At 67.2% G+C, this 12,545-nt stretch carries 13 protein-coding genes; 9 read left to right on the top strand and 4 right to left on the bottom strand.

The window, feature by feature from the left end:
• Positions 1–92: 92 nt before the first annotated feature.
• From PV772_RS08475 to hemL, 8 genes are all read left to right on the top strand, one after another.
• A complete protein-coding gene (locus PV772_RS08475; protein ID WP_347885864.1) occupies positions 93–968 on the top strand; it encodes a hypothetical protein in 876 nt (291 codons plus the stop codon).
• A 100-nt stretch (positions 969–1,068) separates the two neighbouring features.
• Complete coding sequence (hemQ, locus tag PV772_RS08470) at positions 1,069–1,770, top strand: hydrogen peroxide-dependent heme synthase (protein ID WP_141159919.1); 702 nt, start codon at positions 1,069–1,071, stop codon at positions 1,768–1,770.
• Entirely contained in the window at positions 1,767–3,011 is a 1,245-nt protein-coding gene (locus PV772_RS08465) for a ferrochelatase (RefSeq protein WP_141181958.1), read from the top strand. The genes hemQ and PV772_RS08465 overlap by 4 nt, the downstream gene beginning before the upstream one ends.
• Positions 3,008–3,994 carry a hydroxymethylbilane synthase gene (gene hemC / locus PV772_RS08460; RefSeq protein ID WP_141159921.1) on the top strand — a complete coding sequence of 329 codons (987 nt, stop codon included), beginning with the start codon at positions 3,008–3,010 and terminating at the stop codon, positions 3,992–3,994. Before PV772_RS08465 ends, hemC begins: the two co-directional genes overlap by 4 nt.
• A 7-nt stretch (positions 3,995–4,001) precedes the next feature.
• Positions 4,002–4,868, top strand: coding sequence for a uroporphyrinogen-III synthase (locus tag PV772_RS08455; RefSeq protein WP_347885863.1), 867 nt, complete (start codon positions 4,002–4,004; stop codon positions 4,866–4,868).
• 55 nt (positions 4,869–4,923) lie between these two features.
• On the top strand, positions 4,924–5,907 hold the full coding sequence (gene hemB, locus PV772_RS08450; protein ID WP_347885862.1) for a porphobilinogen synthase: 984 nt from the start codon (positions 4,924–4,926) through the stop codon (positions 5,905–5,907).
• Positions 5,904–6,977: an LLM class flavin-dependent oxidoreductase gene (locus tag PV772_RS08445; protein WP_347885861.1), complete on the top strand. Its 1,074-nt coding sequence runs from the start codon at positions 5,904–5,906 to the stop codon at positions 6,975–6,977. Before hemB ends, PV772_RS08445 begins: the two co-directional genes overlap by 4 nt.
• 62 nt (positions 6,978–7,039) lie before the next feature.
• Positions 7,040–8,371: a glutamate-1-semialdehyde 2,1-aminomutase gene (gene hemL, locus PV772_RS08440; protein WP_347885860.1), complete on the top strand. Its 1,332-nt coding sequence runs from the start codon at positions 7,040–7,042 to the stop codon at positions 8,369–8,371.
• A gap of 105 nt (positions 8,372–8,476) precedes the next feature.
• Here hemL and PV772_RS08435 read toward each other — a convergent pair whose 3' ends face one another.
• The 4 genes from PV772_RS08435 to PV772_RS08420 all read right to left on the bottom strand — a co-directional run bounded on the left by PV772_RS08435 (position 8,477) and on the right by PV772_RS08420 (position 11,981).
• On the bottom strand, positions 8,477–9,214 hold the full coding sequence (locus tag PV772_RS08435) for an amino acid ABC transporter ATP-binding protein (protein ID WP_347885859.1): 738 nt from the start codon (positions 9,212–9,214) through the stop codon (positions 8,477–8,479).
• Complete coding sequence (locus tag PV772_RS08430; protein WP_347885858.1) at positions 9,211–9,975, bottom strand: amino acid ABC transporter permease; 765 nt, start codon at positions 9,973–9,975, stop codon at positions 9,211–9,213. The genes PV772_RS08435 and PV772_RS08430 overlap by 4 nt, the downstream gene beginning before the upstream one ends.
• Before the next feature lie 12 nt (positions 9,976–9,987).
• Positions 9,988–10,938, bottom strand: coding sequence for an ABC transporter substrate-binding protein (locus PV772_RS08425; RefSeq protein ID WP_141159928.1), 951 nt, complete (start codon positions 10,936–10,938; stop codon positions 9,988–9,990).
• Between the two features lie 332 nt (positions 10,939–11,270).
• Complete coding sequence (locus tag PV772_RS08420) at positions 11,271–11,981, bottom strand: 3'-5' exonuclease (RefSeq protein ID WP_141181954.1); 711 nt, start codon at positions 11,979–11,981, stop codon at positions 11,271–11,273.
• A 63-nt stretch (positions 11,982–12,044) separates the two neighbouring features.
• On the opposite strand from PV772_RS08420, the gene PV772_RS08415 reads away from it, so the two are divergent.
• Positions 12,045–12,473, top strand: a complete 429-nt coding sequence (locus PV772_RS08415) for an MGMT family protein (RefSeq protein ID WP_347885857.1) — start codon at positions 12,045–12,047, stop codon at positions 12,471–12,473.
• The last annotated feature ends 72 nt before the right edge of the window (positions 12,474–12,545 follow it).

Below are 12,545 nucleotides of genomic sequence, written 5' to 3'. Positions count from 1 at the left end.
CGCGCCCGGTACGGCGTCCCGTTCAGTTTCCAATCGGCCAAGCCTTCTGGTTAGGGTCGATGACTATGGTTCAACACAGGTCCGAGCTTTCAATGTCCCGGACCGGTATCCATGGGGGACTCCGGCGCGGCACCGCAGCAGCGGCCGTCGGAGCGGTACTGGTTCTTTCTACCGGCGTCCAGGCGTCCTTGGCAGACGACGCGGTCCCGCCTCCGCAAAACCTGGCATCGCAAGGCGGGGCCTGGCATGGCGGACAGGGCACCGGCGAACCGAGCGCCCCGGCCACGGCAACCCCGGCACCCCGGACAGCTTCGACGCTGCTCCCGTTGCCCGCTTCGCTGCTTCCGACGATTGCCGCGACCCTGTCCGCAGGCTCGACCTCCACTGCCACGCCCGCTCCGACGGACTCCGGGACGCCCCTGGCACCCCGGCCACAGACCACAGCCGCGGCCACCGGTTCCCCGGCTGCCGGCAGGTCCGGGTCCCCCGCGGCGTCCGGGCCGGCAGCTGCCCCTGGAACCGGCCCTTCGACAGCGGCTGGCGGCTCCGCTCCGGAGGCCGTTGCCACGTCCGCTGCAACGGCGCCCGGAGCAGCCGGGGGAGGTCCTGCCCCGCTGTCCGGGACGCAGGCCACGGTGCCGGGGTCCGGTGGAGCGTCCGCCGGCGGCGCCGCGGCGGCCGACGCCACCGGGACCGGCGAGGCTGGCCGTGTGGGGGACGACGCGCCGGCCGCCGGCCCGGTTTCCACGCCGGGCCCCGTCCTGCCAACGTCGCTGTCCATCAACGCGCGCCAGTCCCAGCCCACGCGGGCGCCGCAGGCCGCCGGAGCACCGGAAGGACCGGGACAGGCAGTTTCCTCCACCGGTCCGCTGCCCGGCGTGCCCGATGCCATGGTGTGGCTGGGCGCCGGACTGGTTGGCGTGGGTGCCGCCGCAGGGCTGGTATTCCTCCGCATGCGCCGCCCCTAAGGGCGGCCTGACGTGCCCGGAAGGTGACTTTAATCACTTCTACGAGCTGTAGAACTCTTCGGTTTCGCCTTGGGGGCAGGGAAGGGGCAAACTTGTAACCATGAGCCACACTTCTGCCGAATCTGTCACTAAAACCGAAGAATCAGCCGAGCAGTTCTTTACCCTCTGGACGGTATTCAAGCGGTCGGAGTCAGTGGTCCGCAGTGCGGATGCCGCCGCCGACTTCGAAGCGCTGCTGGAGCGTCTCGCCGCCGCCGGTGTCACGCACCGGGGCAGCTACGACGTCTCGGCCATGCGCGCCGACGCCGACGTCATGGTGTGGCTCCATGGACCCAGGCCGGAGGCGCTGCAGCAGGCCATCCGCGACATCCGCCGCAGCACCCTCTTCGCCGGCACGGAGATCGTCTGGTCTGCCATGGGTGTCCACCGCGAAGCCGAATTCGCCAAGAACCACACCCCCGCCTACTCCCGCGGCGTCGCACCGGCCGAGTGGCTGTGCGTGTACCCGTTCGTCCGGTCCTACGAGTGGTACATCCTGCCGGAGGCCGAGCGCGGCAAGATGCTCCGCGACCATGGACTGCTGGGACGGGACTTCCCGCAGGTCATTTCCAACACCGTTTCCTCCTTCGCCCTGGGCGACTGGGAGTGGATCCTGGGCCTGGAAGCGCCGGAACTGGTGGACCTCGTGGACCTGATGCGCCACCTCCGCGCCACCGAGGCGCGCAACCACGTGCGGGAGGAAGTGCCGTTCTATACCGGACGCCGCATCTCCGCAGACGAGGTTGCCGAGGTGCTCGCATGAGCCCCGAGCAGCAGGCAGCCACCGCCATCAACCCGGTGACCGAGGCCGGACGCATGGCCCCCAAAAACTACGACGCCGTCCTGCTGGCCTCCTTCGGCGGACCGGAAGGCCAGGATGACGTCATCCCGTTCCTCCGCAACGTTACCCGCGGCCGGGGGATCCCGGACGAGCGGCTGGAGGAAGTCTCGCACCACTACCGTGCCAACGGCGGCATCAGCCCCATCAACCAGCAGAACCGCGAGCTGAAGGCAGCGCTGGAAGCCGAGCTGGCTGCCCGCGGCATCGAGCTGCCCGTGCTGTGGGGCAACCGCAACTGGGCACCGTACATCCCGCAGACCCTGCAGGAAGCGTACGACGCCGGGCACCGCCGGGTGCTCATGCTCACCACCAGTGCCTACTCCTGCTACTCCAGCTGCCGCCAGTACCGCGAGGACATCGGCATGGCGCTGACCGAAACCGGCCTGGACGGCAAACTGGAAGTGGACAAGGTCCGCCAGTACTTCGACCACCCGGGCTTCGTGGAGCCGTTCGTCGAAGGTACCGCCGCCGGCCTGGCGGAGGTCCGCGCCAAGCTTGCCGAAGCGGGCACCCCGGATGCACCCATCCATATCCTGTTCGCCACCCACTCCATCCCCACCCGGGACGCCGAGGCGGCGGGCCGCTCCGAGGGGGAGCCGCGCGTGTTCGAGGAAGGCTCCGCCTACGTGGCCCAGCACCTTGCCAACGCGGCCGCCGTCATTGAGCGGGTCGGGAAGGAATCCGGGCTGACCGCACCGTGGTCCCTGGTGTACCAGTCCCGCTCCGGCGCTCCGCACGTGCCGTGGCTGGAACCGGACATCAACGACGCCATCGGGGAACTGGCCGGCCAGGGCGTCAAGGGCATCGTCATCGTCCCGCTTGGTTTCGTCAGCGACCACATGGAAGTTGTCTGGGACCTGGATACCGAAGCGATGGAAACCTGCGCCAACCTGGGCCTGGCCGCCACCCGCGTCCCCACGCCCGGTACGCACCGTAAGTTCGTTGACGGCCTGGTGGACCTCATCTGCGAGCGGACGGTGGCCAACAACATCAGCGACCGCCCCGCCCTGACGGATCTTGGTCCCTGGTACGACGTCTGCCGGCCGGGATGCTGCGCCAACTTCCGCGGCGAAAAGCCCACCATCGCGGCGGCTGACACCACTGTGGGCACCGGCCATGACCCGTACCCGTCCGGCGGTGCCGCGGAAACGGCCCAGCTGTGACGGTCCGGATCGGAACACGCGCCAGCAAACTGGCGCTTACCCAGACCCAGCAGACCGCGGACCAGCTGGCCGCCGTCGGCGGTTTTCCGGTGGAACTGGTGCACGTCCGCACCGACGGCGACGTCCTGACGGGGTCGCTGTCCCAGATGGGCGGCACGGGCGTCTTTGTCGCTGCCCTGCGCGATGCACTGCTGCGCGACGAGTGCGACGTTGCCGTGCACTCGCTCAAGGACCTTCCGACCGGCGCCGCGGTAGGGCTCAGCCTTGCCGCGACTCCGCGCCGCGTGGACGTCCGCGACGTCCTGTGCGCCCGCGACGGACTCAAGCTGGCAGACCTGCCGGCCGGGGCCCGCATCGGCACCGGTTCGCCGCGGCGCGCAGCCCAGTTGCGGGCCGCCCGCGCTGACCTGGACATCGTGGACATCCGCGGCAACGTGGACACCCGCCTGGGCCGGGTTCCCGGGCTGCCCGGCAACTCCACCGACCAGGTGGTGCCCGGAAAATCCTGCGACCTGGATGCCGTGGTGCTTGCGGCTGCCGGCCTGGAGAGGATCGGCCGGCTGGATGTGGTGTCCGAATACCTGGAAACCGACGTGATGCTGCCCGCAGCGGGTCAGGGATCGCTGGCCATCGAATGCCGAACGGCGGACGCTCCTGCGAAACCGGGGCCGGGCGGAGTCCTGGCCCAGGCCCTTGCCGCGCTGGATGATCCTGACACCCGCCTGGCCGTCACCGCCGAACGCGCCCTGCTGGCCCGGCTCGAAGCGGGCTGCGCAGCGCCCGTTGGGGCCTACGCCTACCGCAAGGGCAGCATGCTGCACCTTGAAGCAGTGGTGTGCGCCGTGGACGGCACCGCCACCGTGCGGGACAAGCGGGCCACCGACGGGCTGACGGAGGTGGGAGCAACCCTGCTGGGCATCGAACTGGCTGAGCTGCTCCTTGCCGCGGGAGCCGCCGACATCGCCGACCTGCAGGCATCCTGACCTGGCAATGACGCAGCCTTCCAGCGGCACCACGCCCCGGACTCCGCTTGGCGGCGTCCGGGTCCTGGTGACGCGCAGCCCGGAACGTTCGGCTGCCCTGGTGGAGGCGCTGGCAGCAGCCGGCGCGGAACCTGTGCTGCTGCCGCTCATCGACTTTGAACGGGCGCCTGACCAGCACATGCTGGATGTTGCCTGTGACGCGCTCGCAGCTGCCGCCTTTGACTGGCTGGTGGTCAGCAGCGCCACCACCGTCCACGTCCTGATGGAGAAAGCGGCAGAGCGGGGTCTGCGCCTGGGCCAGCTGGTACCGCCAGGGACGCGGATCGCCGCCGTAGGTCCCGCAACGCGGCGGCTCCTTGAGGCCGGCGGCCTCACCGTGGCACTGACCCCGCCCGGAGAACAGTCGGCCGCCGGGCTGCTCGCCGTCTGGCCGGGAGGAGGCAGGATCCTGCTGCCGCAGGCGGATATCGCCGCCGGCACCCTCTCGGAGGGCCTGGCAGCCGCAGGCGGCACTGTTACCGCCGTGACTGCCTACCGCACTGTCGACTATCCGGCGGCAGCGGAACGGCGGCTTTCCATGCAGGCGGAGGACGGCGACGCTGGTCCGCAGCCGTCGTCGTACTCCCTCCTGGCACCGCAAACCGCCGCCGCGGACATCGCCGGCGGACGCCTTCACGCCGTGATCGCGGCCTCCCCGAGCGCCGTGCGCCGGATCGCCGCGCTGGGGCCTCTGGGCGGGTGCCGGCTGGTGGCCATAGGACGGTCGACGGCGGAACAGGCCGCCGCCCTGGACCTCGACGTTGCGGCGGTGGCGGCTGAGCCGACGCCGGAGGGCCTGGTAGCGGCCGTGGCCAAGGCGCTCAGCCCGCCCTGACGGTGACAGGCACGCTTCCCCAAATGCTTCACAACCAATGCGAAGGACAGGACCCATGACTTTCCCCACCCAACGCCCCCGCCGCCTGCGCACCACCCCCGCCATGCGCCGGATGACCGCCGAAACGCGCCTTTCACCGGCCGAACTCATCCTTCCGGCCTTCATCAGGGAAGGACTCACCGAGCCCAACCCCATCACGTCCATGCCCGGCGTGGTCCAGCACACCACCGACACGCTGAAACGGGCCGCGGCTGAGGCCGTTGAACTTGGGCTGGGCGGAATCATGCTCTTCGGCATTCCTGAAACACGCGATCCTGAAGGCTCGGCTTCCCTTGACCCGGACGGCGTGCTGAACAAGGCCATCCGCGACGTGCGCTCGGAGGTGGGCGACGACCTGGTGATCATGAGTGACGTCTGCCTGGACGAATTTACCGACCACGGCCACTGCGGGGTGCTCGACGCCGACGGTTACGTGGACAACGACCGCACCGTGGAGATCTACGCCAGGATGGCAGTGGCGCAGGCTGAGGCCGGCGCGCACATGCTGGGCCCCTCCGGGATGATGGACGGCCAGATCGCCGCCATCCGCGCAGCACTGGATGAGGCCAGACACGTCAACACTTCTGTCATCGCCTACGCCGCGAAGTACGCCTCCGCGTTCTACGGTCCTTTCCGCGAAGCGGTGGACTCCCAGCTCACGGGTGACCGGCGGACCTACCAGATGGATGCCGGGAACCGCACCGAAGCGCTTCGCGAGGTGGAACTGGACCTGGACGAAGGTGCCGACATCATCATGGTCAAGCCGGCCATGAGCTACCTGGACATCGTGGCAGACGTGGCCGCCATGAGCCCGGTGCCCGTGTCCGCCTACCAGATCTCCGGCGAGTACGCGATGATCGAGGCCGCTGCCGCCAACGGCTGGATCGACCGCCGCGCCGCCATCACCGAATCCGTGCTGGGCATCCGGCGGGCCGGAGCGCACACGGTGCTCACCTACTGGGCCACCGAACTGGCCGGCTGGCTGAAGGAAACCCGGTGACCGACCCGTCCGGCTCTCCCACCGCACCCGTGGGGGAAGACCGCATCCTCCTCGGCCTGAACACCTTCGGCGACGTAGGTGAGGCCCCCGACGGCAGCCCGCAGCCGCATGCCCAGGTCCTGCGCCAGCTGCTGGAACAGGCTGAACTGGCTGACGCCGTCGGCCTCCATGCCTTCGGCGTGGGGGAGCACCACCGCAAGGACTACGCCGTGTCCGCGCCGGAGGTCTTCCTTGCCGCTGCCGCCGCCCGCACGTCCCGAATCCGCCTGGGCTCCGCGGTGACGGTGCTGAGCTCGGACGATCCCATCAGGGTGTTCCAGCGCTTCGCCACCGTGGACGCCATCTCCAACGGCCGGGCGGAAGTCATGCTGGGGCGCGGATCCTTTATCGAATCCTTCCCGCTGTTCGGCCTGGACCTGGCGGACTACGAAGTCCTGTTCGAGGAAAAACTTGAACTGTTCGACAAGGTCCGCGCACAGAAGCCTGTGCACTGGGAAGGCCGCACCCGCCCGGCCCTCGCCGGCCTGAGCGTCTATCCGCCCCCCGAGCACCACCTGCTGCCCACCTGGATCGGCGTGGGCGGCACACCGGAATCTGTCCTCCGGTGTGCCCAGTACGGGTATCCGATCATCTTCGCCATCATCGGCGGCCAGCCGCGGGGCTTCCGGCCCCTTGCCGACCTTTACCGGGAAGCGATGGGCAAGTACGGGCACCCGATGCAGCAGATGGCCACCCACTCGCCCGGCCATGTTGCCGATACGGACGAACAGGCACGGGAAGAGCTCTATCCCCACTGGCTGGCACTCCGGAACAGGCTTGGAGCCGAGCGTGGCTGGGGTCCGGCCGGCCGCGGTGAGTTCGATGCACTCTGTTCCACAGAAGGCGCGCTCTACGTCGGATCACCGGAAACCGTGGCCCAAAAAATTGTCAGGCTGAAGCGGAACCTGGGGGTTGACCGTTTTGACCTCAAATACAGCAACGGGCCTCTGCCGCACGCGGCCATGATGCGCTCGATCGAACTGATGGGCACGGCGGTGGCGCCCCGCGTGGCAGAGCTGCTCGCCGGCTGACCCTGCCAATGGGGCCCTTGCGGCTAACTTGAGCTTTCCGGCTTACTGAGAGAATAGGAACCATGACTTCCAGCAATCCTCGCAATGAGGCACTCTTCGACCGCGCCCGCCAGCTGATGCCGGGCGGCGTCAACTCGCCGGTGCGGGCTTTTGGCTCCGTGGGCGGGACCCCGCGCTTCATGGTCTCCGCCAAGGGACCGTACCTGACGGATGCCGACGGCAAGGAATACGTGGACCTGGTCTGCTCATGGGGACCTGCCCTGCTCGGACACGCCCATCCGGCCGTGCTGGAGGCCGTGCATGCCGCCGTCGACCGGGGACTCTCCTTTGGCGCGTCCACCCCGGACGAGGCAAACCTGGCGGAGATCGTCCAGGAGCGCGTCCCTGCCGTCGAACGCCTCCGGATGGTGTCCACCGGAACCGAAGCCACCATGACCGCTGTCCGGCTGGCCCGCGGGTTCACCGGCCGCAACCTGATCATCAAATTCGCCGGCTGCTACCACGGCCACCTCGACGGACTCCTGGCCGCGGCCGGATCCGGGCTGGCAACCCTGGCCCTGCCCGGGTCCGCCGGCGTCACGGAAGCGACCGCGGCGGAGACGCTGGTGCTGCCCTACAATGACCTCGCGGCCGTCAAGGAAGCCTTCGCTGTCCACGGCCCCAATATTGCCGCCGTCATCACCGAAGCAGCGCCGGCGAACATGGGCGTCGTCACCCCCGGCGAGGGATTCAACCACGGACTTTCGCAGATCACGCGGGAGCACGGAGCGCTCCTCATCGTCGACGAGGTCCTGACCGGATTCCGCACCGGCTACTCCGGCTACTGGGGCCTTACCGGCGGTGCACCGGATGCCGAGGAACCATGGACCCCTGACCTGCTCACCTTTGGCAAGGTCATCGGCGGCGGGATGCCGACGGCGGCCCTCGGCGGCCGCGCCGACGTCATGGACTACCTCGCGCCTACCGGCCCGGTGTACCAGGCCGGAACCCTGTCCGGAAACCCGGTGGCCATGGCTGCCGGCGTGGCAACACTGATCCATGCGACCCGCGACGTTTACTCCTTCATCGACGTCCGCTCGCTGGAACTGTCCTCGGCCCTCTCCAACGCCCTGGACGCCGCAGGGGTGGACCACTCCATCCAGTTCGCCGGGAACCTCTTCTCAGTGGCCTTCGGCACCTCGGCCAACGGCGTCCACAACTACGCCGACGCCCAGGCACAGGAAGCCTTCCGCTATGCGCCGTTCTTCCACTCGATGCTGGACTCCGGGGTCTACCTGCCGCCGTCCGTCTTCGAGGCCTGGTTCCTGTCGGCCGCGCACGACGACGACGCCATGAACCGGATTTACGACGCACTGCCTGCCGCGGCCCAGGCGGCCGCAGCCGCCCAGGGCTAGCGCCGCCGCGGGCGACAGGCGCGTCCCGCCGTCGCCATCTCGCGGAAGACAAAAAGAAATCCCCGGCTGCAGGCTGCAGCCGGGGATTTCTTTATGCCGTGGGTGTTACAGGACGTCCGAGAGGAAGCCCTTGAGCCGGTCGGTCTTTGGCTCGGTGAACAGCTGCTCGGGCGGCCCGGACTCCACCACAACACCGGCGTCCATGAATGTCACGGCATCGGAGACGTTGCGGGAGAAGCCCATTTCGTGGGTCACCACCACCATGGTCATGCCGCCCTTGGCGAGCTCCGCCATCAAGGCCAGGACGCCCTTGACCAGCTCGGGGTCCAAGGCAGAAGTGGCCTCGTCGAAGAACATCACCTCGGGCTTCATGGCCAGCGCACGGGCGATGGCCACGCGCTGCTGCTGGCCGCCGGAGAGGTTGGCGGGCCGGGAATCAGCCTTGTGCTTCAACCCGACAAGATCCAACTGCTCCAGGGCCTCGGCCTGCGCTTCCTCCTTGGAGAGCTTGCGCAGTTTCCGCAGGGCCAGGGAGACGTTTTCCACCACCGTTTTGTGCGGGAACAGGTTGAACTGCTGGAACACCATCCCGATCCGGCGCCGGAGTTCATCCGGGTTGTCCTTCAGGACAGAACGCCCGTCCAAGAGGATGTCCCCCTGGTCGGGTTCGATCAGCCGGTTCATGACCCGCAGCAGGGTGGACTTGCCCGAACCTGACGGGCCGATGACCGACGCGGTAGTGCCCTGGGGAACGTGCAGGTCGATGCCCCGCAGCACGTGGTTGCTGCCGAAGGAAAGGTGGATGTTCCTGGCGCTCAGTGTGCCGGATGCGAACTCGCTCATGCCTGGGCTCCCTTTCCAACGACGGCTGCGGCCTCGTCCGGTTCTTTCTTTTCGGGCCGGCCGGTGCGGAGGCGCCGGTCGATCCAGTTCACGAAGTGGGTCAGCGGAACGGTCAATGCCAGGTAGAACACCGCCGCAGCGACGTAGGGCGACAAGTTGCCGCTGGTGGACGCCGCGTCCTTGCCGATCTGGAAGATCTCGCGTTCGCTGGCCAGCAGCCCGAGCATGAAGACCAGGGAGGACTCCTTGATCAAGGCGATGAACTGGTTGACCAGGGCCGGAAGCACCCGCCGGACGCCCTGGGGTACTACTACCAGGCGCATGGCCGGGCCGTAGCCGAACCCCAGGGCACGGGTTGCTTCGAGCTGGCCCTTGTCCACGCTCTGGATGCCGGAGCGGAAGATCTCGCCGATGTAGGCGGCCGACATCAGGGACAGCGCGGCAATCGCCATCGGGTACGGGCTGGTGGATCCGGTCCACTGCCGGACGATCGGCCCGAATCCGAGCCCAACCACCAGGATGGTGAGGATGGGCGGCAGCCCGCGGAGCACATCCGTGTAGATGCGAGCAACCCAGCGGGCCCCGGCGTTCCGGGAAATCCCCATCAGGGCAAGCAGCATGCCAAGTACTGTTCCGATGACGCCGGACGAAACAGCCAAAACGAGCGTATTCGGAAGCCCGACGGCGAACATTTTGGGCAGGACGGCGCCGATCGCCTTCCAGTCAAGGAAGGTATCGGAGAGCAGTTTGAGGATATCCATGGAACGCCCGGGTTACTTCGCGGGAACCTGGACGGCTTTGCTGCCCGGCTTCCAGCCCTGCGGGGTCTGCTCCTTGGCGGTGGGCCGGTCCGTGTACCACTGGGCGGTGAGCTTGGTCCACGTACCGTCAGCAATGACGGCATCCAGGCCCGCGTTCAGGGCGTCAATCAGCGGCTTGTTGTCCTTGTTCACTGCGTACGCGGTGAAGTTCTGGGTGTTAACAACCTTTTCGGCGATCTTGGTGTTATCGCCGTCCTTCACCTGGCCGGTGGCCTGCTGCGAGGGTGCCACCCAGGCGTCGACCTGGCCGGACTTCACGTTGGCATAGACAGTGTTGTAATCCGGGAAACGGACCGGTTCAAGGCCGAGGGTGTTGGTGACGTAGTCGTCCTGAACGGTGCCCTGGACCACGCCGATGCGCACGCCGTCCTTGAGGTCGGCGAAGCCCTTGACCTTGGAATCGTTCTTGGTGACCACAGCCATGTAGCCGAAGTCATAGCCGTTCGTGAAGCCGACCGTCTCACGGCGCTTGTCCGTGGTGGAAATCGAGGAGGATCCGACGTCGAACTGCTTATTGGCCACCTGGGAGAGCAGCGCGGAAAAGTCGGTGGAGGCGAATTCGACCTTGAGGCCCAGCTTGTCGCCAATGGCGCGCAACAGTTCGTTGTCGTAGCCGGTGAACTTGCCGGAGGGGTCGATGAAGATGTTGGGAGGTGCGTCCGAAAGGGTGCCGACGCGCAATGTGCCCTCGGTGATGAGGCCGAGCTTGGTCTTGTCGATCTTGTCGATCGGCGTCACGTCCGCAGTGGTGTACTTGTCCAGCGTCTGCTGGTCGCTGCCCTTCAGGGCATCGGTGGGGGTGCCGCTGGGCTGGGAAGATCCGCCACCGCAGGCTGCGAGGGAAACCGCGAGGGCCAGCGCAACGGGAGCGGTAGTGAGCCACTTCATCGCTTTGATTTTCATCAGGTTGTCACTTTCATATGAGGCATACGTCGACCGGGCCGCAAGGCAGCGCTGTGGCGCCTGGCACCTGCCCGGCGCTGGTCCAGCAGTCCGGGGCAGGGGTGACCGCAAAACTTTATTGTCTCACCCGGGTAAATACTGGAAGTGGAATGAACAATGCGGAGGCTCTGATCATTGCTGCCGAATTTAATTCCCCTCATCCGGCCATGTTGCACGCAGCTGAAGGGTGCTTTGGTCCCGCGGGCGAAGGATGCCACCTGCAATATCCCGACGTTTGTTAACCGGCGTGACTGTGACATGCCTCCCAAAAAGGGAGTGCGCCGGGGGTTAACCTAGAAGCCCCCTGTGGTGGCGTCCTGGGGAGGGAGCACCGGCCAGTCTCCTTCAATGACGGCGGCCGGCTTCGTCTTGCGCAGGTACTCCTGGAAATCGGACGCCTGGCTCACCGCCCAGTCCACCTGCAGCTGGTGCAGTTGGCTTGCCGGCATCATCAGCTTGGGGAACTTGCCCGCCATCGCGTCCAGCACCCTGAGGGTAGCCAGGGCATCGGCCGCGGAGGTGTGTGCATTGTCCAGGACCACACCGTACTCCTCGCACAATGCAGTCAATGTCCGCTTGCCCTTCCGGTAGCGGTCAACCTGCTTGTTCATGATGTACGGATCCAGGACCGGGAAGCGGGACAGCTGCGGAATCCCGTACCGTGCGGACTCGGCAGCAAGGACCGTGAAGTCGTAGCTGGCGTTGAAAGCGATGACCGGAGTCCCGGAATCGAACAGGCCCTGCAGCACGGCAGCGACCTCCCGTGTGACCTCGTGGGCGGGACGCCCATCACGCCTGGCCTGTTCGGTGGTGATCCCGTGGACGTCACTTGCCTCTGCCGGAATCTCTACCCCCGGATCGGCCAGCCACTCATGTTCCTTAATGACCTCGCCCTGGTGGTCCACCACGGTGATCGAGGCCGTAACGATTCTCGCTGCGCGGGAATTACGGCCCGTGGTTTCCAGATCGAAGGCGGCGCGGGGGAGGCTGTTCCAGGAACTCATGCTTCAACGCTAAGGGGGCCCACCGACAATTCCGTGGAGCGCCACCGCGGCTAGATTGGATCAATGCGGAATGAGTACGGCAATGAGTACGTCCAAGCTGTCCTGGCCGTCGTGAGGCTGGTGCCGGCAGGGACGGCCGTATCCTACGGCGACGTGGCCGAGCTTCTTGGCTCGGGCGGCCCGCGCCAGTTCGGGTCCGTGATGAGCCATCATGGCGGCGGCGCCCCGTGGTGGCGGGTCCTGAAGGCCAGCGGCCATGCGCCCCCGGGACACGAGGCCGAGGCTTTGCTCCTCTACCTCGAAGAAGGCACTCCACTGGTGGGCGATCACGAGTCGTTCCTCCGTGCCGGAGAGGGGCGGTGGCGGGTGGACCTGGCCGCCGCCCGCTGGGCACCGACCGACAGTGATTTTGACAATATCGATGCAGTTGCAGAGGACCTGGAGCGTCGGCTCCACCGGTTGTCGGTACCTGATGATGGAATGGTTTTGTGACCGTAACAATCCCTTTGACCGGACCCTGGGACCCGCACTGGCAGGAGCCGGAGGCTGGCCGGGAGCCTGGGT

Origin of the sequence: Pseudarthrobacter sp. CC12, from assembly GCF_039907755.1 — a bacterium.
In the GTDB taxonomy this organism is placed as follows: domain Bacteria; phylum Actinomycetota; class Actinomycetes; order Actinomycetales; family Micrococcaceae; genus Arthrobacter; species Arthrobacter niigatensis.
Note: the sequence above shows the minus strand (reverse complement) of the source record. Positions and strands in the feature narration are given on the sequence as shown.

Bases quoted from the DNA above. Each gene is read 5' to 3' on its own strand.
- PV772_RS08475 (WP_347885864.1), top strand. From the start codon at position 93: ATGTCCCGGACCGGTATCCATGGGGGACTCCGGCGCGGCACCGCAGCA.
- hemQ (WP_141159919.1), top strand. From the start codon at position 1,069: ATGAGCCACACTTCTGCCGAATCTGTCACTAAAACCGAAGAATCAGCC.
- PV772_RS08465 (WP_141181958.1), top strand. From the start codon at position 1,767: ATGAGCCCCGAGCAGCAGGCAGCCACCGCCATCAACCCGGTGACCGAG.
- PV772_RS08455 (WP_347885863.1), top strand. From the start codon at position 4,002: ATGACGCAGCCTTCCAGCGGCACCACGCCCCGGACTCCGCTTGGCGGC.
- hemB (WP_347885862.1), top strand. From the start codon at position 4,924: ATGACTTTCCCCACCCAACGCCCCCGCCGCCTGCGCACCACCCCCGCC.
- hemL (WP_347885860.1), top strand. From the start codon at position 7,040: ATGACTTCCAGCAATCCTCGCAATGAGGCACTCTTCGACCGCGCCCGC.
- PV772_RS08435 (WP_347885859.1), bottom strand. From the start codon at position 9,214: ATGAGCGAGTTCGCATCCGGCACACTGAGCGCCAGGAACATCCACCTT.
- PV772_RS08430 (WP_347885858.1), bottom strand. From the start codon at position 9,975: ATGGATATCCTCAAACTGCTCTCCGATACCTTCCTTGACTGGAAGGCG.
- PV772_RS08425 (WP_141159928.1), bottom strand. From the start codon at position 10,938: ATGAAAATCAAAGCGATGAAGTGGCTCACTACCGCTCCCGTTGCGCTG.
- PV772_RS08420 (WP_141181954.1), bottom strand. From the start codon at position 11,981: ATGAGTTCCTGGAACAGCCTCCCCCGCGCCGCCTTCGATCTGGAAACC.
- PV772_RS08415 (WP_347885857.1), top strand. From the start codon at position 12,045: ATGCGGAATGAGTACGGCAATGAGTACGTCCAAGCTGTCCTGGCCGTC.